Below are 18,357 nucleotides of genomic sequence, written 5' to 3' on the forward strand. Positions count from 1 at the left end.
TATCACGGTGATGAGAGCGTTTTCTTGAGGCTGCGGCCAGCGCCAGTGCGGGTTTTCATCCGGTACGGGGGAAGAGGTGTCAGTTAACCTGCCGATAACAGATAATTTTGTGCTACAAAAAAACTTTCCCTCTGGTTGAGGGAAAGTGATCTGGCAAAGATGTGGGGCGAATAGGGGTCAGCCTTGCTGGCCGAGGATGCGGGGGATCTGCTGCGCCTGATGGTGGATATGGGACGAGACCTGCACCGAGAGCTGACTCACCTGACGGGCATGCTGATGGATACGGGCGATCAGATCGGCAAAACTGGCCAGCTTGTGTTCCTGACTTTTGGCGTTGTCGGCCCCCTGCAGGGCGATCACTGCGGTGTTGCGGGCGATCTCCCTCACTGCCTGGGTGGTCTGGCGCAGTTGTTCCGCCTGCGCTCGCTGGCGGCTTGATTCGCTGGTGATCCGGTTCAGTACAGTGCCAAGTTGTTCGCCGGATTGGGTCAGGCGCCCCAGAATATCGGTGATCTGGTTGAGGGATTGCTGGGTATTGGCCGAGAGGTGGCGCACTTCATCGGCGACCACCGCAAAACCGCGTCCCTGTTCCCCTGCGCGGGCCGCTTCGATGGCGGCGTTGAGGGCCAGCAAGTTGGTCTGCTGAGCGATATGACCGATCACATCGACAATGGCCGTCACATCAGCAACCGAGCGGGTGAGGGCTTGCAGCGCCTCATCGCTCTCGTCAATCGCCAGTCCGGTCTGATGAGTGGCGTGCAGCATGCTCCCCACCAGATCTTCGCTCTGGCTCATCGCCTGTTCGTTATGGTGGGCATGCTGGGCGATGTTGGCGGCGACCTGATGGACCTCTCCGGCCAGCTGGTTCAGCTCATCCATCATCTGGCCGCTCTCGTCGACCACCTGTTCGGTGGTGCGGGTGCTGTGGTGGATCTCGTCAACCTGACTGACCATCCCTTGCAGACTGAGGGATACCGCTGATAGCTGCCCCTCTTTTTGTTGTTGGTCCAGTTGCAGACGACCGATCAGCCGATTGTAGCTGGCAACAATATCGGCCAGCTCGTTGCGATCGCGCCCGGTAGGCAACGGCTCGGCCTGCCCTGTCTGATCGAGCTGCAGAAAGGCTCCGCGCAGTCGCAACAAGGGGGCGAGCAGCCAGCGTCGTTGCACCAGCGCAAACAGCAGGGCGACTATCACCAGACAGAGCGCCAGCGTGCCGAGGATGGTGGCCAGCTCCTGATTGACGGCTTGCCGTTCGTGGGCAAGTTGTTCCCCCATCTGTCTGGTCGCTTGCAACATCGCCATGATGTCTTGCTGCACGGTCTGGCGGCCAGCCTGTTGTTGCTGAAGCGCCGTGCGGCTGTTGGCCAATTCCTGCGGATAGCGACCCAGCAGCGAGCGTAATTCGCTGCGCGGTTGATCTCCCAGCTCCTTGCGTACCGGCTCCCCCAGCGTGAATTCATCGGCGGGCGCCTCTTCATACAGGCCGAGCAGCGGCAAGGCTTGCAGCGCTTGCGCCTGTTTTTGCAGTGCCTCCAGCTCGAAGCGGATCCCTTCGAGCAGCTTTTCATTGCCCTGCTCCATATAGCTTTGGCGCAAATGGGCGAGGCGCGGCAGGCTCGCCAGGATCTCGGTTGCACCGCGGCGATATTGCTGTGCTGCGGCAGATTGTTCCGTGCTGGCGCCTTGCTCCCCATAGCGGATCAGCGCCATGGCCTGGCTGCCCAGCTCACTCTCCGCATTTTGCAGTAGCAGCTGGCTGTTGCCCGAGAGCTTGCCTGCGGCCTGATAGTCGTGCGCGATGCGCTGCGCCATCTGCTCGAGTTGCTGCCTGAGCGGGGCCGCCACGGCATCATCCTGAGCGGTCAGCGAGGAAAGCGCTTGCTGGCGGATCTTCTCCGCAGCTGTCAGTTGTTGCGGATCGCCGCTGTTGAGGTAGTCACGCAGGCTGTTTTGCAGGGTCACTGTCACCAGTTGTTGCAGCGTCTCGTGCTGATGCTGGGCCTGATTGGTACGGGCAAGCTGCTGCCAGCCGTGGTAGAGGGCCAGCGTCTGTCCTCCCGCGACCAGTAACAAAACAAGGGAGGAGAGGGTGGCGTAATGGGCGATTTTCACGGGGTAATTCCTGTCAGCACAGACCATGGGGGAGCGTGGCCCGAGCCTAAACAGGGATGATGGCGTTTTTATGACAGCATGGTCAGGTGGCCCTATTTTACCGACTTAACTGGCTGGGGATGCCAGTGCTCTGTTGCGTTGGCCCAGCATACCGAGCAGGGCGCCGCCCATGATAAGTGCACCGGCCAGCAGATGGCGCGAGGTCAGCTCTTCTCCGTTCAATGCCACTAACAGCAAAGTACTCAGCAGCGGTGTCAGGTAGGCAAGGGCACCGATCCGGCGTGGATCGCCGTCTCGCAGTGCCAGATACCAGGTCACAAAGGCCGCCCCCATCGGGCCCAGCGCCAGCCCGATGATGAGGCTCCAGTCACTGGTGGGGATCTGCGCGAGTGGCAGGGGCCCCTCCAGCAGACGGGCAAGCAGCAGCGCCAGCAAACCTGCGGGCAGACAGGCTGCCGCAGTGACCACTGCAGGTGCCGGTGGCAGACGGCGTGACAGCACTGAATAGGCCCCCCAGACGACAGCGGCACCGAGCGCCAACAGGTATCCCGGCAGATAGGCCTGCTGCAGTTGTAGCTCGCCGTTGACCATCACCAGCATGGAACCCGCCAGACCAAAGGCGCCAGCCAGCAGGTGACGGGCATGGAGTGGATGGCCGGGCAACAACAGCGGGGTGAACAGAATGATGCAGAGCGGCCAGAGGTAGTTGATGAGGTTGGCCTCCAGCACCGGGGCATGGCGAAAGCTCATAAAGAGCAGCAGATGGTAGAGCAGCAATGCCGTAACCGTCACCAGCCAGGTAATAGGGCGAGCACGCCACTGGCGCCAGAACGGCAAGGCCCCGACCCCGCAGAAAAACAGCACCAGCCCGACCAGCACCAGTGGTGACACGCTGGTGACCCGTGACGTCAGCGCCGCCAGCGAGGCCCACAGCACAATGGTCAGCAGTGCAAAACCGGTGGATCTATCCCACCAGGAACATCCGGACATCCAACACTCCTTTGCAAGATGAAACAGGGCTTGGCCTCAAAGACAAGCCGAAGAGAAGCAGTCTATCAGAGAGCGCATGCTCTGAACGCAGAAAGGAGAGGGTCATTACGGTTGGATGGTCGGATTCATTGTCGCCAAAAACGACCAAGGGGTTGGCATCGTGATGATGCCAACCCCTTGTTTTGTATGGCGCTCCCGACTGGAGTCGAACCAGTGGCCTGTCCCTTAGGAGTCTAGATGTTATTAGTTTCATATAGAATCAGTTGGTTTTATCTGAGATTATATTTTGATTAAAAACAGCATGTTACTTAATATGTTTGTATCCAGTGGTTTCATGAAGTCTCACTCCAATGCACTGCGTTGGAGGGGTACGAGGAGGGGTACGGATGGCGATAAGTAAAGACTTGGAGGTCTCGTCACTCAAGCCAGTTGAAGGTGTTAAAGTTAAGCGCTATGCGATTCAATCGAAGCATGGTGGTGGGCTCAAGATAGAAATCCGTGAAAGTGGCCTCAAGCGTTTTGTATATCGCTTCAAGATTGGTGGTAGTGAAGGCGAATTGTTGCTGGGGAGTTATCCTGCCCTGACTCTGGCTAAAGCTAGAGAGGAGCATGGGAAAGCCGTGCAGCTTGTGAAGCGGGGCATTGACCCCACCAAGTTTGCGGCACAAGAAAAGGCTAAAAATGAAACGGCTCTGACGATGGATGAGTTACTCGGACGATGGCTCGATGCGCAACGTGTTGCTCAGGTCGTCAAACCCAAAACCCTCCAATGTCATCAGGATCGTTGGAATCGTCATCTCAAGAAGACCCTGGGCAATATTCGCTTAATCGATCTGACTCGTGCCCACTTGGCACAAGCGTTAGAGATAACTAGGCGCGCAACAAAAGACGAAACCCGTAAGGGGTTGGGAACGTTGAATCAGATGTTGGATTATGCGGTGGTTCACTGCCTGATTGAAGCTAACCCGGCAAGGCTATTACGGCCAAAAGATTTTGGCGCCAGCGCAGGGGCTCCAAGAGAGCGTTGGCTGACTGTCCCCGAATTGCGCAGGTTATGGAAGGCCATTGATGAGGACTTGGGGAGCGGCGGCAGCCTGGCTGCTGGGGGACGGGGCGTTTCTCGCCATGCCACTATTTCTCTGCCTGCAGCGAATGCGATCAAGCTATTGATACTGACCGGATGTCGGCGTAGTGAAGTCGCCAATATGCGTTTTTCACAGATCAAGGATGATATATGGACCATACCAGAAACAAAAAATGGTAGAGCTCATACAGTCTTTATTTCTCCTCAAGCAAGATCAGTAATTGAGGAACAGGGGCAGTATGCCAATGGTGATTTCGTATTCGAATCTGATCGTCCAAAAAATGATGAAATAGAGCCAATTTTAGTCGACTCAATTACACGAGCGCTAAGACGATTCATTGCCAGATGTTTAGCTGATATGGAACCATTTACTGTCCATGATTTACGGCGTAGTGCGGCTACTAACTGGGCGGAAAGACTAGATATTGAGGAAAGAGTGATTGAGCTTTGCTTGAATCACACTCCTATTAATAAACTGATTAGAACTTACCATCGTTCACGGCATACCGAGAAAACCCGCCTTGTATGGATTAATTGGGGCCGACTGGTAGCCGATGAGGTGATGCAAGATCCTGCTGCTGAAGCAGAATTCAAGAACGTTGTGAAAGTGAGTTTTAATAGAAAATAAGTGGCTATGATAATGCTGAGTGATGGACTAAACTATTTAATAGTTTAGTCCATATTGATTTTATTTACACTGAATTAACATTAATAATCTCTAAATTGCCCTCAATGGTTTAAATTAAATAAAAACTGGTGGATAATTCAATTTTTATATCTATTCAATTGTGGAATTCAAGTTCTCGCAATTTTCTCGTACTCAGCCCTGATCAGCGCCTCAACGATTTTATTTTTATTTTCATTTCTAGCTAAGCTAAGTTTATCAAGAATATCGCCAATATCTTGGCTCATGTTTATACTGTATTGTTTCTTATCTTTGTTTTTATCTCGGTATTTTCTCTGGCTCCATGTTTTTTTCATGGTGAGCGCAATAAGTTTTGAGCTATCCTCATTGAATGTGCGCGTCACATCAAAAAATGAAATAATATCATCTCGAACTCCAATTGAGCCACGAGGTACTAGCGGAATATAATCTGACCTAGTACCACGCAAGTAATCATACATCCAAGGGATTTTTTGCTTTTCATCTTTTTTTAGCCAATGCGTAACTTCTTGATTATCTATAGCATATGAAGACGATTCTTTTATGTTTTCTAATATCTGCAATTTATTAACCTTGTCAACTTTAAGTCTATTTATACAGCAGGCGATTAAAAATACACTTATATTTTTGTTTGTGATTTCGTTTACTCTCACAACTCTTTGAATATTATTTTGCTGTACAGTTTTACCCAGGTTAATTTTTAAATTATAGTTAAATATTCCATTAGGAGTGCTTTCGAGTATTAAATGACTTAAGGTTCGCCAAATGTAACAAAGCAATCGAGTGTTTTTATCATCTATCCAAGAGAGGTCATTATTGGAAATGCAATTTTGGGAATATTCTTTGTGGAGTATTTCTATAAATCGGTCGAGGTTAAGTGGTGAATCGTCTCTAATATTATTTTCAGACATGAATTTTTGGGCGTTAGGTTCTAAGCTGGCTCTTGATAGTTCGTTTTCAAGATTCTCAGTTGTAGGAATTATGTATACTGAATACGCATTTATTTCACATGTTCTATACCAAAGGTAATCAACGAAGTATCTGTCGAGTAACTGTGTTCTGATAACTTTTCCATCCGCCCAGACCGCCATATTTTCACCCCAATAACTTAAAACTACATTGTAGTTTTTATTGTGTGTTTTATGAGTGTTTTTTTGTGGGATTTTGTGATGCATTTCACGTGTTTTTTATGTTTGGCCTGGTGCGGGCTGGGTCAATCAGTGTCTGGGGTGTCTGGCTTTAAGCTCCCGATGTATCTGGTGGTTTGGCTCCAGATCTTGTTTGGTGTGCTATGAATTACTGTGTGTCAGTAAAGTTTTTTTCTTCATGAGTTTATCGCAAAATTCAGTGGAGGCTGGGTTTCATTATTCAGTTGTGGGAGGGAGTAAATTAACTGTGTGAATTAATGAGGTTGAGATTAGGTCGGTTAGATAGTGGTTTTCTTCGGATGGTAATTTTTCACATGAGGTCCTTCGTTATGAAGCCATAACGGAGAGATAACATGAAGTTGATTAAGCTGAAAGAAGTCATCGAAATGACTACCTTATCCAAAGCGACAATTTATCGCTTGATGAGCAAGGGGGCATTTCCTAGTGCCGTTCCTTTAGGGGCTCGTGCAGTCGCTTGGAAGCAGAGTGACGTAATAGAATGGATTGATTCGAGGGTATCCGCTAGATAGGAGGTATCGAGCTAAGTTCAGAGTAACTTCTTTGTCTTAATGCTCGATATTATCGAGAACCTATAGAAAATAACCACGATTTTCTAGGCGATTTAGAATATCGCTCAGTTCGGTAATAGTATTACTATACACACAAGGTGTATAACAAGGTAGAGGGGGTAGGAGATATATCGAGGGTGAGAGTGATACACCATCAGAGTGTATCAAAGGGTATGTGAACGAGAACATGTGATATATACACATCGTGTATACCAATCAGATGCACATCAGGCTTGTACATCAGATATAAGCCATTAGCTCTATAGATCTGCATAGCAAAGTATATGTAATGCACAGAGTGCTAAATGCAGGTTGGTATATCAACCTAGTGGTTTGATAAGAGAGAACAGTATCAGTTGTCCGTAAAGTTTTACGTAGCAATCCTCATTAATTACGATAAGTGAAGTCACCTGAGTATCTAACCAACGGGTATAGGTATTCCATGCGTGCTATAGGAACTTATATGAAATCAAAAGTCGGGTATCATTTAATAGCCGACGAGCTAGAAAACTTACGAGTTGTGGCTGAGGCTAAGTATGGTTCAATATCTTTTGAACAGTTGAAAACATCCGTGGAGGTAATCGCTAACTTCTTGAATAAACACCCACGAGTGTTTGCAGTGCGTGTTGACCTACGCTTTCCCCAGATACCAGTTATGGATGATCCGGACATGCCGACAAGTTTTCCACCGGAGGTAGAGGAGGAAAAGGTTATTAAGCGCTTTATAGCTTCACTAAAAAGCCAAATACAGGCGGCACGTCACCGTAAGGGTAAGACGGGTAAACCATTCTTCTTTGGATTTATCTGGGTGAAGGAGCAAGTAACGAGCCAGCACCCTCATTATCACGTGGTGCTACTATTTAACCGAGATGATTACGGTCATCTTGGGGATTACTCTAATTTCGATGGAGATAACATGGCTACGCGTATCCGTAAAGCTTGGTGTAGTGCATTGAGGCTCGCATACCCTGATTATGCGTCTTTGGTGCATTTCCCTGATGATGCAGAGTATCGATTTGATCGCCGAGATGCTGACCTGCATAATGAGAAATTTTATAAATTCTTGGAGAGGACAGCATATTTATTTAAGTTACGCTCAAAAGTACGAGGTGAACGTAATTACGGGCGTAGTCAACTGATAAGGTAATGTTCACACTTAATTCACTGGCCCTAGCGGGGACGCTCGGCCATTCAAATTCAAATCGGGAGTTTCTACTCCCGGATCTGTTAAGCTAATCCCTCATTTGTTATTGCATCAGCTGGAGTAATTCATGGCAGCCTATTCCCCTCCCTTCACCTTGACCCATGCCCTGTTGAGCCGGGTGGCGGAAATCGCCGAGTTGGTGGGGCAGTAGCGGTTTGCTTAGAGCTCCCAGGTGCCGATGCTGCGTCGAGAGAATCGGATCCGCACCATCCAAGCTTCGCTTGCTATTGAACACAACAGCAGTCACCTGCTGTGATTGAGGGGAAGACGGTACTTGGGCTTCCTCGTTAGATCCAGGAGGTCCGTAATGTGTTTGCTGCTTATGAGGCAATGCCTGATTGGGATCCTGCTTCAGCTGATGATCTACTCGGTGCTCATGGACTCCTGATACGTGGACTCTGTGATGATGCGGGTCACTGGTGTAGCAGTGGTGTAGGTATCTATCGAGGTGAGCGGTTGGTGCATATGGATCCCGCTCTGTGAGCTAGGTCCCTCGTCAGATGGGGCAACTATTGACTTGGCTGGCTGAGACCGAGGCTCATTCGCTGATCGCGTCCTGAGCTTTGCATTATGAGTTGGAGTTTATTCATCCCTTTGTGGATGGAAATGGTCGGATGGGACGTTTGTGGCAGACGGTGATCAAGGCTCTGCAAGAGCACTACTATCAGCAGCTAAGTCAGGCTGATAGTCGTAGTGATTGTACCGAGTTCATTCTCTTTCTACTGGAAGCACTGCGCGATGCTCTTGCGCAAGCCATTAGCGACCAGCCAGATGTCGAAACAAGAATGTCGGTAAATGTGTCGGCAAAAATGTCGGTTGAAAACGCCTGAGCTGATCGTGAATGTGTAGAGGCTTGAGCCCCATCTAACGTTAGCGGAAGTCGCCGAGCGCATAGGTAAATCTGCACGCACGGTAGAACGTTCCGCATCTGCTCTCGTTAAAGAAGGACGATTACGCTTCGTGGGGCCGCGCAAGAGTGGGCGTTGGGAGGTATTGAATCCTGATGCTTAACCGTTCAGATCTGCTTCTGACTAGCTCAAGACTACCTCACCACCTGCTGGACTTTTCTGCGAGTGCTGTAACAGTGTGATAGGGGATCGCGATTGCGGTGAGCGAAGTTGAGTGGGAGGTGGATACAGGTCTGGGCAAACAAGGCCGCCCCCTTCTTATGCAGCTGGCAAATTGCCAGATGCAAATTGAGCCCACGCCTCCATTATCGGAATCGGAGGTTGCTGGTGGATTTGACCCCATAGATCCAGACACTTTTTCCCGCTTAGGGTTGTGATACCCGACTGCGCAGAAATTCCCGAGGTGAACGGTATCCCAAGGCGCTGTGCGGGTGGTGTTCGTTATAATGCTCAAACGCGATGGCCAAGTTGCCTACCGCTGTTCGGCTATCTGGTTTCGGCATCATCTCGATATAGTCTCGCTTCATCGTCTTGACGAAGCTCTCCGCTATACCGTTGCTCTGTGGGCTTCTCACCGCAGTCGTTCTGGGCTCCAACCCGATTTCTCGTGCAAACGCGCGGGTCTCATGGGCGCGATACGCCGAGCCATTATCAGTCAGCCACTCCACCGGTGATGCCGGCAACGCATCCCCGAAGCGTCGTTCGACAGACCTCAGCATGACATCTTGCACTGTGTCACTGTCGTAACCCCCGGTACTGGCAGCCCAGTCCAAGGTTTCCCTGTCACAGCAGTCCATGGCGAACGTGACTCGTAGTTTTTCACCGTTATCGCAGCGAAACTCGAAGCCATCTGAGCACCAACGTCGATTGCTCTCTTTGACGGCAACACGCCCCTTATGTGCCTGCTGGGCCAATGGTGCCGCCGGTTTTCTTTCCAGCAGCAGGCCATGATCGCGCATAACGCGATATACCCGTTTGGCGTTTACCACAGGCTGTCGTGTTGCCTCTGACTGACGCCGTAACAGCGCCCAGACTCGGCGATACCCATAGGAGGGAAGCTCAGCCATCGCTTCCATGATCCGGCCAAGTAAGGCAGCATCATCATGCTGGCGATGATGACGACCATCTTGCCAACCTGGTTTTCGATGAACACGAACGGATAGCTGCGCACGCGATACATTAAGGGCCTGGCTCACAGCACTTAATCGTCGTCCCCCGGCAACAAGGGCGCATGCGCAATCCATTTTTTTGCTCGACCATACTCCACGGCTTCTTTGAGGATCTCGTTCTCCATGGTCTTCTTCCCGAGCAGACGCTGGAGCTCTCGGATCTGCTTGATGGCAGCAGCCAACTCGGAGGCTGGAACAACATCCTCACCGGCGGTGATCGCCGTGAGAGACCCTTCCTGGAATTGCTTACGCCATTTGAAAAGCTGGTTGGCGTTGACGTCGTGCAAGCGAGCGACATGAGAGACGGTCATTCCGGGCTCAAAGGTCTGCTGCACGATGGAGATCTTTTCCTGCGGAGTCCGGCGTCGACGGCGCTCAGCCCCTGTTAACACTTCGACCATCTTCTCGTTGCGACTAGTACTGAACATAGTTCCAAGACTACCTCTTAAGTTAAGAGGGGCGAAGTGTCTGGATCTTCAAGGGGCCAATCTAGCTGGTCCAGCAAGTATTAACGCTGATCGTCATTTGACTGGTTTGTGCCAGCGCTAGTCCTCGTGTTTCCGGTGCGAAAGCGATGGACACGAGCAGGCCAATTAGCGAAATTCCCGCCCCCATCAGCATCACATTGCTGATCCCGTATTTAGTGATGAACACTGGCAGTGCCCAGGTTGAAACAATGGTGCCGATGCGGCTTAACGACATAATCACCCCGACGGCAGACGCACGAATATCGGTGGGGAACAGTTCGTTAGGGTATAGCCACTGCAGGTTTCCTGGCCCACCAGAGAAAAATGCGTATACAGCAAAGGCCAGCACCACCAGCCACGCGCCCATATCAGGGATTAACCCCAACACGGCCAGTGTCAGCGTCATCATAGTAAAGCTGCCAATCAACAACGGCCGCCGGCCCGCGCTATTGAGCCAGAACATGGGAGGAATACACCCCAGCATAAAGCACAAGCTTATTACCACGTTGCCTAACGCGGCGCTTTTTCCGGCACCGAGCCCCAGTAGCCCAACAATCTGCGGACCAAAGGTATAAATAGCGAACATCGGGATCACCTGACAGGTCCAGATAGCGGCGACAAACAGTACAAACGGGAAATGGCGGCGATTAAATAGCTGAAGGAAATGCGTCTCCTGCGGCGCTTCTTCGTCGAATACCACCGGTTCGCCAAACAGTTTAATCATCATCGCTTCACACTCTTTCACCCGGCCTTTACGCAGTAGCCAGCGCGGTGATTCAGGAAGATCAAAACGCCCAATCAGGATCAAAATGCAGGGGATCACCGCGCTGCCCAACATCCAGCGCCATCCGCCCTCAACATCATACAACCAGTAACCGACCAGATCGGCACAGGTGGCGCCGACATACCACATAGCGGCGATAAAACCGATGGAGAAAGCGCGCTGGCGGGTATTGGAGAACTCGGTAATCATCGAGGTAGCGATGGGGTAATCGGCACCAATCACAATGCCGATCAGCACGCGCATCACCAACAGCTCAACGGGCGAGGAGACAAACATGGTTACCGCCGATATCACGCCAATAGCGATAATATCGACGATAAACATTTTACGTCGTCCGACCTTATCGGAAATGTAGCCAAACAGCGACGTTCCTACAAATAGACCGGCGAGCGTACCGGCTCCCAGCAGACCAATCCACTCCGCATCCAGTTTCAACGCTGGCGTGAGCTGTTCCAGCGCCACGCCAATCATCACCAGCACATAACCATCCAGAAACGGCCCACCGCTTCCCCACAGCATTATCCGGCGGTGAATAGAGGTAAATTTGATGTCGTCAAAGTTCCTGGGCTGCTGCATAGCGACTTCCTGTTTCAACACGGGCAAAGCGTCATATGTAGGCCGGATAAGGCGTTTATGCTGTCATCCGGCATTGGTGCCACATGATTGCCGGATGGCGACGCTACAGCATCTTACTCGGCCTACGGGTGCACAAATTTGTACTTATTATCCGTAGCGGAACTCCACACCAAACGTCCCACGCGGGTATTCCCATTTTTCCAGCGCCGTATCGAGTCCGAGAATTCGGCACGTTCCGCACTCAAGGCATCCGGCGTAATCAAAACGCACGCTACCGTCATCCTGCTTTTTATAAAGTCCAGCTGGGCAGGCTTTAATCAGTATCGCTAGCGCCTGTTTATCAGGAGCGGTTTTGAGAATAATATGCGGGCAGTCTTCATCCACATTGAACTTATTGACGCCCAGTTTGACGTCCACATTGACGGGAGATGTCATAATACGGTCACTCCTTTCAGGCCATCTTTCATCAGGTTGATGAAGCCCACTTTTTTCGCATGGCGCAGGATTTTTTTGCGCATTGGCACTGGAGCGGAACCATCCACGGTGAACAGGTCGCGCGCGATACTGACCGCCATTTCGGGATAGGCGGTAAACATGCGTGGGTTATCAAGAAAAGCAGGTAACTTCTGATACATGCGCATATCGCGCATCGGACCGTCGTCCAGATGCTGACGGTATTCACCTAGCGACAGCTTGCTAAAGTCGTCGCGCTTCATCGCGGAAAGTACCGTTTTCGCCGCCGCTTCGCCTGCGGATATTGCGAGATCCATACCACGGATGGTAAAGCCGAGGTTCATACACATTCCGGCAGCGTCACCGGCAACCAGTACGCCGTTACCCACCAGTTCTGGCTGCATGTTGATACCAGCTTCCGGTACGACGTGCGCGGCATATTCTACCAGCTTGCCACCGGCGATCAGCGGGGCTACCGCCGGATGCTGTTTGAAATCTTCCAGCATTTGCGGGATCGACTTTTTAGCGTCCTTCAAATGATGAAGACCGCAGACCAGTCCTAGAGAAAGGGTTGTTTCATTCGTATAGAGAAAGCCTCCGCCCATCAAACCATCTGTTGGTGAACCGGCAAACAGACAGGCAGCACCTTCGTTCCCCTGTAACTGGAAACGATCTTCAATCACCGATTTCGGCAATTCGATTAGCTCTTTCACGCCGACGGCAACATGCGATGCCTCAATGCGCTTTGCCATGCCCAGTTTTTCAGCTAACAGAGAATTCACCCCGTCAGCGAGGATCACCACTTTGGCTTCCAGAATATCGCCATCGGCTTCCACGCCCACAACTTTGCCATCGCGCTGCACAACGTTATCCACGCGAATACCGGTGATGAGCTGAGCTCCCGCCTCTTCCGCCTGCTCCATCAGCCAGGCGTCAAATTTACTGCGTAAGACGGAATAAGAAACCTGCGACGATGCAGTGTCTTCACCATTGCAATAGTCAATGGTCATCGCCCCTGTATCGGTCATAAAGGCGAGTTTTTCGTGGGTGATCATGCGTTCAATGGGGGCCAGCTTAGCAAAACCTGGAATAAGGCGCTCCAGGCTATGAGCATACATGCGCCCACCGGTGACATTCTTCGCGCCAGCAGAGTTGCCTCGCTCAATAACCAGCACCTGTGCTCCTTCCCGAGCCAGCACCAGTGCCGCAACCGAACCAGCCAGACCTGCACCCACGATGATGGCATCAAAGATATCTTCGGACATACGTACTCCTGTGAGCGGCAGGATACCTTCGCATCCTGCCCGGAATGGTTTAACGAGCTAAGGCAGCTGTCAGCGCCGGCAGGATCTTCAGTGCATCGCCAACGATGCCAAAATCCGCATACTGGAAGATCGGAGCATTTTTATCTTTGTTTATGGCGAAAATTGTCTGAGCGCCATTGGCTCCGACCATATGTTGGATCTGCCCGGAGATCCCCACGGCCAGATACAGTTCAGGCTTGAGCATCAGATTGGAGATGCCGACGTAGCGCTCGTGCTCCATCCACTTCTCGTTTTCCGCCACCGGACGGGAGCAAGCCAGCTCGGCTCCAATCGTCTGGCACAGCGCTTCGGCCAGCGAGATATTTTCTTTGCTACCGATACCGCGTCCCACGCTGACCACCAGACGGGCTTTGTCAAGGTTGATGCTATTGCTCTGGCGTGCCTGAGTTGTCGTACGGGTTACGGCAACGGCCGAAGCCTGCCACTGCACGGTGTGCATCTCGCCGCTGCGGGCGGTATCCGGTTGTTGCGCATCAAACGTCCCGCAGCTGAGCGTGATCACGGCAAACGGCGAAACGATGGTTTCTACCCCCATCGCCAGGCCGCCGTAGACCATATGTTTGACCGCCGCTTTTTCGTCCTGCAGCGCTACTGCGCTAGCGTCGTTTGAGATCGCAGCCGACAAGCGAAAGCCCAGCTTTGCAGCCAACAATTTGCCCCGACGTGTATTCGGCAGCAGCACCGCGCCGCCCTCGCTGTGCTGACGAATGGTCTCGGCCATCACATCGGCGTAGTCTTCGACCATACGATCTTCTGGTTTACCGCTGAGCAACCAGACATGATCTGCCCCCAGATGAGATGCCGCCACGCTGTCCGTTTCGCTCAGCACAAACGTGTTAACTTTTTCACCCAAAGCCTGCGCACCATTCATCAGTTCCGGCAGACGAGAAGGGGTATCGCTGAATACCCAGATACTGGAAAATTTGTTCATAACATCCCCTGATAATTAAATGATTTTGCGAAGATTCTCGACAAATGCAGCAATCTGATCATCACCATCACCTTCAATAACAACGCGCTGACGTTCGCGCTGCTTCGGTGCTGCAATCTGTTGTTCGGAATACACCGGCGTGCTGTTCAGCCCAATGTCTGCAGGTGACCAGACCTGAACCGGTTTTTTCGCTGCGCCAAGAATGGCTTTCATGGAAGGTATTTGTGGGGTGTTGATATCGGTTGAGACCGCGATCACAGCCGGAAGCGGGATGCTAAGGGTTTCGACTTCATCTTCCAGTTCACGTTCTACCGTCAGAGTGCTGTCAGTAAGAGAGAGGATCTTGCTCACGCCGTTAATCGCTGGAACGTTAAGCGCTTCGCCCACTAGCAGACCAACCTGCTGAGCATAAAGATCGGAAGAGCCGTCACCACAGATAAGCAGATCGAAACCTGATTTTTGCGCGGCGGCAGTCAGTGCGGCGGCAGTCTGTTGCGGCAACGCCTGCTCAAATTGATCGTCTATAACAACAATCAGTGCATCAGGGCCACGGGAGAGTACATCTTTGCGCCCTTTTGCATTAGTCAGCGCTTTGCCGCCAACACTCATGGCGACAACCTGAGCCTCTCCTGACAGCTGCTTTAACTGACAAGCAGTCTCGATCGCATTCAGATCGTACTGGCTGATTTTTCCATCCGCTTTGCTGAAATCTAGGGAACCATCAGCCTTATTAATCGTAATATCCTGTTCATCAGGTACGAATTTGTAGCAAGTAATTATCTTCATTGCATCTCCAGAAGTCATGAAGGAAACGTATTTATGTCGGCTGTGTTAAATACAGATAACACGCACTTTAATTAGTAAATAAAACAATAATCACCAATGTTGAAAATGTCACACATAGATATCCTTAACTTTCAATAATGTTACGCATGTCACCAATACTGAAATAAATATGTCAAAAAAGGGATTTTTCAATATTGTTGAGCTAGCAAGCAATATTGAACGTTAGTCACCGCTGGTAGTGGGGTGTTTTGCTTTAAGTGTTTGATTATGAATGGTATTTTTATTCTTTTTGGCTAGGGCGCTCAGCATTGGAAAGTGTGACTTAGATAACGGAATCATCGGAAGTGAATACCCATTATTAGTTACTAATTGAGGAGCTTCTAGAGGTTGAGCTTTATCAACAAATCACTAACAAAATAAAATGTGCGCACTACGTGACAAATATATTTCATTTTTACACTGGAATTCACTTATGAAAAATGAAAAGAGAAAATCAGGAATTGAACCGAAGGTTTTTTTCCTCCGTTAATAATTGTAGGAATACTCTGCTGGTTAACAGTAAGAGATCTTGATGCCGCTAACGTGGTTATTAATGCGGTATTCAGTTACGTCACCAATGTCTGGGGTTGGGCATTTGAATGGTACATGGTCATCATGCTAGGCGGCTGGTTCTGGCTGGTCTTTGGTCCGTACGCCAAAAAGAAATTAGGTGACGAAAAACCGGAGTTTAGCACCGCCAGCTGGATTTTTATGATGTTCGCCTCTTGTACATCGGCTGCCGTGCTTTTCTGGGGTTCTATCGAGATTTACTACTATATCTCTACCCCGCCGTTTGCTCTCGCCCCTAACTCTACAGGCGCGAAGGAGCTAGGTCTGGCGTACAGCCTTTTCCACTGGGGACCGCTGCCGTGGGCAACCTATAGTTTCCTTTCTGTTGCCTTCGCCTACTTCTTCTTTGTACGCAAGATGGAGGTCATCCGTCCCAGCTCCACGCTGGTGCCGTTGGTTGGCGAGAAACACGCAAAAGGGTTATTTGGTACGATCGTTGATAACTTCTACCTGGTTGCGCTGATCTTCGCGATGGGTACCAGCCTCGGTCTGGCTACACCTCTGGTCACCGAGTGTATCCAGTACCTGTTCGGCATTCCGCACACGCTGCAATTAGATGCCATCATCATTACCTGCTGGATCATTCTTAATGCCATATGCGTAGCCTGCGGTCTGCAAAAAGGGGTGAAGATCGCCAGCGACATTCGTAGCTACCTGAGCTTCCTGATGCTGGGCTGGGTATTTATCGTCAGTGGCGCCAGCTTCATCATGAACTACTTCACCGACTCCGTCGGGATGCTGATGATGTATTTGCCGCGCATGCTGTTCTATACCGATGCTATCGGCAAAGGCGGCTTCCCGCAGGGCTGGACCGTCTTCTACTGGGCATGGTGGGTAATTTACGCCATCCAGATGAGTATCTTCCTCGCCCGTATTTCTCGCGGTCGTACCGTACGTGAACTGTGCTTCGGTATGGTGCTGGGCCTTACGGCTTCTACCTGGATCCTTTGGACTGTCCTTGGCAGCAACACGCTGCTGTTGATGGACAAAAATATTCTCAACATCCCGCAACTGATTGAGCAGCACGGCGTGGCGCGCGCCATTATCGAAACCTGGGCCGCCTTGCCATTCAGCACCGCCACCATGTGGGGATTCTTTATCCTCTGCTTTATTGCCACCGTCACACTGATTAACGCCTGTTCATACACCCTGGCGATGTCCACTTGCCGCGAAGTTCGCGACGGTGAAGAACCGCCGCTGCTGGTACGTATCGGCTGGTCGGTACTGGTGGGCGTCATCGGTATTGTTCTGCTGGCACTGGGCGGGTTGAAGCCCATCCAGACGGCGATTATTGCCGGAGGATGCCCGCTGTTCTTCGTCAACATCATGGTCACGCTGTCCTTTATTAAAGACGCCAAAGTGCACTGGAAGGACAAGTAATTCTCATTAACTCAATTGATCAAGAGGCTGAAAGATGGATTTCAACTTAAATGACGAGCAGGAACTGTTTGTCGCCGGTATTCGTGAACTGATGGCCAGTGAGAACTGGGAAGCTTATTTTGCCGAGTGCGATCGTGACAGCGTCTACCCAGAACGTTTTGTGAAAGCGCTGGCGGATATGGGTATCGATAGCCTGCTGATCCCGGAAGAACACGGTGGTCTGGAAGCGGGATTTGTCACCGTTGCCGCCGTCTGGATGGAGTTAGGTCGCCTGGGCGCCCCAACTTATGTGCTGTACCAGTTACCGGGCGGTTTTAACACTTTCCTGCGTGAAGGCACCCAGGAACAAATTGATAAAATCATGGCGTTCCAGGGAACCGGTAAGCAGATGTGGAACTCCGCAATTACCGAACCGGGAGCAGGATCGGATGTTGGCAGTCTGAAAACTACTTATATACGCAAAGATGGTAAGGTTTATCTTAATGGCAGTAAGTGTTTTATCACCAGTAGTGCCTACACCCCGTATATCGTGGTCATGGCACGAGATGGTGCATCGCCGGATAAACCTGTTTATACCGAGTGGTTTGTTGACATGAGTAAGGCCGGTATCAAGGTCAATAAGCTGGAGAAACTCGGTCTGCGCATGGATAGCTGCTGTGAAATCACCTTTGATGACGTTGAGCTGGATGAAAAAGACATGTTCGGTCGGGAAGGGAATGGTTTCAACCGCGTGAAAGAAGAGTTTGACCACGAACGCTTCCTCGTCGCTCTGACCAACTACGGTACCGCAATGTGCGCTTTTGAAGACGCCGCGCGCTACGCTAATCAGCGCGTCCAGTTTGGCGAAACTATCGGCCGTTTCCAGTTGATTCAGGAGAAGTTTGCGCATATGGCGATCAAACTGAACTCCATGAAAAACATGCTGCTGGAAGCCGCGTGGAAAGCAGATAAGGGCACCATTACCTCGGGTGATGCGGCCATGTGCAAATATTTCTGCGCTAATGCCGCGTTTGAGGTGGTAGACACCGCCATGCAGGTACTAGGCGGTGTGGGCATCGCGGGCAATCATCGCATCACGCGCTTCTGGCGTGACCTGCGCGTTGACCGTGTTTCCGGTGGCTCTGACGAAATGCAGATCCTGACGTTGGGTCGTGCGGTACTCAAGCAATACCGCTAAGTGGGATGCCGGATAACG

At 51.1% G+C, this 18,357-nt stretch carries 15 protein-coding genes and 1 pseudogene; 7 read left to right on the forward strand and 9 right to left on the reverse strand.

Annotated features, from left to right (window positions below; translation table 11 throughout):
* Positions 1 to 177 precede the first annotated feature (177 nt).
* Entirely contained in the window at positions 178 to 2,115 is a 1,938-nt protein-coding gene (locus tag ACTG1K_RS07685; RefSeq protein ID WP_440005041.1) for a methyl-accepting chemotaxis protein, read from the reverse strand.
* Positions 2,116 to 2,220: 105 nt separating this feature from the next.
* A complete protein-coding gene (locus ACTG1K_RS07690) occupies positions 2,221 to 3,105 on the reverse strand; it encodes a DMT family transporter (RefSeq protein ID WP_440005042.1) in 885 nt (294 codons plus the stop codon).
* A gap of 386 nt (positions 3,106 to 3,491) precedes the next feature.
* Here ACTG1K_RS07690 and ACTG1K_RS07695 point away from each other — a divergent pair, with 386 nt between their 5' ends.
* Positions 3,492 to 4,817 carry a tyrosine-type recombinase/integrase gene (locus ACTG1K_RS07695; protein WP_201952434.1) on the forward strand — a complete coding sequence of 442 codons (1,326 nt, stop codon included), beginning with the start codon at positions 3,492 to 3,494 and terminating at the stop codon, positions 4,815 to 4,817.
* Between the two features lie 167 nt (positions 4,818 to 4,984).
* Here ACTG1K_RS07695 and ACTG1K_RS07700 read toward each other — a convergent pair whose 3' ends face one another.
* Positions 4,985 to 6,028, reverse strand: a complete 1,044-nt coding sequence (locus ACTG1K_RS07700) for a hypothetical protein (protein WP_440005043.1) — start codon at positions 6,026 to 6,028, stop codon at positions 4,985 to 4,987.
* A gap of 326 nt (positions 6,029 to 6,354) precedes the next feature.
* On the opposite strand from ACTG1K_RS07700, the gene ACTG1K_RS07705 reads away from it, so the two are divergent.
* The 4 genes from ACTG1K_RS07705 (at position 6,355) to ACTG1K_RS07720 (ending at position 8,785) form a co-directional block, all read left to right on the forward strand.
* Positions 6,355 to 6,531, forward strand: a complete 177-nt coding sequence (locus tag ACTG1K_RS07705) for a helix-turn-helix transcriptional regulator (protein WP_440005044.1) — start codon at positions 6,355 to 6,357, stop codon at positions 6,529 to 6,531.
* 502 nt (positions 6,532 to 7,033) lie between these two features.
* The gene (locus tag ACTG1K_RS07710) at positions 7,034 to 7,717 is read left to right on the forward strand and encodes an inovirus Gp2 family protein (protein WP_201952426.1); all 684 of its coding nucleotides are present in this window, start codon (positions 7,034 to 7,036) and stop codon (positions 7,715 to 7,717) included.
* 671 nt (positions 7,718 to 8,388) lie between these two features.
* A complete protein-coding gene (locus ACTG1K_RS07715) occupies positions 8,389 to 8,604 on the forward strand; it encodes a hypothetical protein (RefSeq protein WP_234922492.1) in 216 nt (71 codons plus the stop codon).
* Positions 8,605 to 8,665: 61 nt separating this feature from the next.
* Complete coding sequence (locus ACTG1K_RS07720) at positions 8,666 to 8,785, forward strand: hypothetical protein (protein ID WP_320653617.1); 120 nt, start codon at positions 8,666 to 8,668, stop codon at positions 8,783 to 8,785.
* Positions 8,786 to 9,047: 262 nt separating this feature from the next.
* Here ACTG1K_RS07720 and ACTG1K_RS07725 read toward each other — a convergent pair.
* The 6 genes from ACTG1K_RS07725 to ACTG1K_RS07750 all read right to left on the reverse strand — a co-directional run bounded on the left by ACTG1K_RS07725 (position 9,048) and on the right by ACTG1K_RS07750 (position 15,173).
* Positions 9,048 to 10,252, reverse strand: a protein-coding gene (locus tag ACTG1K_RS07725) for an IS3 family transposase (protein WP_139731354.1) whose coding sequence is annotated in 2 segments (ribosomal slippage) — positions 9,048 to 9,934 and positions 9,934 to 10,252 — 1,206 coding nt in all. Because the reading frame shifts where the segments join, the coding sequence is not laid out codon by codon here.
* 88 nt (positions 10,253 to 10,340) lie between these two features.
* Positions 10,341 to 11,678: an MFS transporter gene (locus ACTG1K_RS07730; protein WP_440005045.1), complete on the reverse strand. Its 1,338-nt coding sequence runs from the start codon at positions 11,676 to 11,678 to the stop codon at positions 10,341 to 10,343.
* Between the two features lie 147 nt (positions 11,679 to 11,825).
* Positions 11,826 to 12,113, reverse strand: coding sequence for a ferredoxin-like protein FixX (fixX, locus tag ACTG1K_RS07735; protein ID WP_201952421.1), 288 nt, complete (start codon positions 12,111 to 12,113; stop codon positions 11,826 to 11,828).
* Positions 12,110 to 13,396: an FAD-dependent oxidoreductase gene (locus ACTG1K_RS07740; RefSeq protein ID WP_201952418.1), complete on the reverse strand. Its 1,287-nt coding sequence runs from the start codon at positions 13,394 to 13,396 to the stop codon at positions 12,110 to 12,112. Before ACTG1K_RS07740 ends, fixX begins: the two co-directional genes overlap by 4 nt.
* 49 nt (positions 13,397 to 13,445) lie before the next feature.
* The gene (locus ACTG1K_RS07745) at positions 13,446 to 14,387 is read right to left on the reverse strand and encodes an electron transfer flavoprotein subunit alpha/FixB family protein (protein ID WP_201952416.1); all 942 of its coding nucleotides are present in this window, start codon (positions 14,385 to 14,387) and stop codon (positions 13,446 to 13,448) included.
* A gap of 15 nt (positions 14,388 to 14,402) precedes the next feature.
* Positions 14,403 to 15,173, reverse strand: coding sequence for an electron transfer flavoprotein FixA (locus ACTG1K_RS07750; protein WP_201952413.1), 771 nt, complete (start codon positions 15,171 to 15,173; stop codon positions 14,403 to 14,405).
* Between the two features lie 525 nt (positions 15,174 to 15,698).
* Here ACTG1K_RS07750 and caiT point away from each other — a divergent pair.
* Both caiT and caiA read left to right on the forward strand, forming a co-directional pair.
* Positions 15,699 to 17,162, forward strand: a pseudogene (caiT, locus tag ACTG1K_RS07755) (L-carnitine/gamma-butyrobetaine antiporter); the annotation flags it as partial.
* A 34-nt stretch (positions 17,163 to 17,196) separates the two neighbouring features.
* Positions 17,197 to 18,339, forward strand: a complete 1,143-nt coding sequence (gene caiA, locus ACTG1K_RS07760; protein ID WP_201952411.1) for a crotonobetainyl-CoA dehydrogenase — start codon at positions 17,197 to 17,199, stop codon at positions 18,337 to 18,339.
* Positions 18,340 to 18,357: the final 18 nt, after the last annotated feature.

It is taken from the genome of Aeromonas sp. 102P (assembly GCF_051920345.1).
GTDB classification, from domain to species: Bacteria; Pseudomonadota; Gammaproteobacteria; order Enterobacterales; family Aeromonadaceae; genus Aeromonas; species Aeromonas veronii.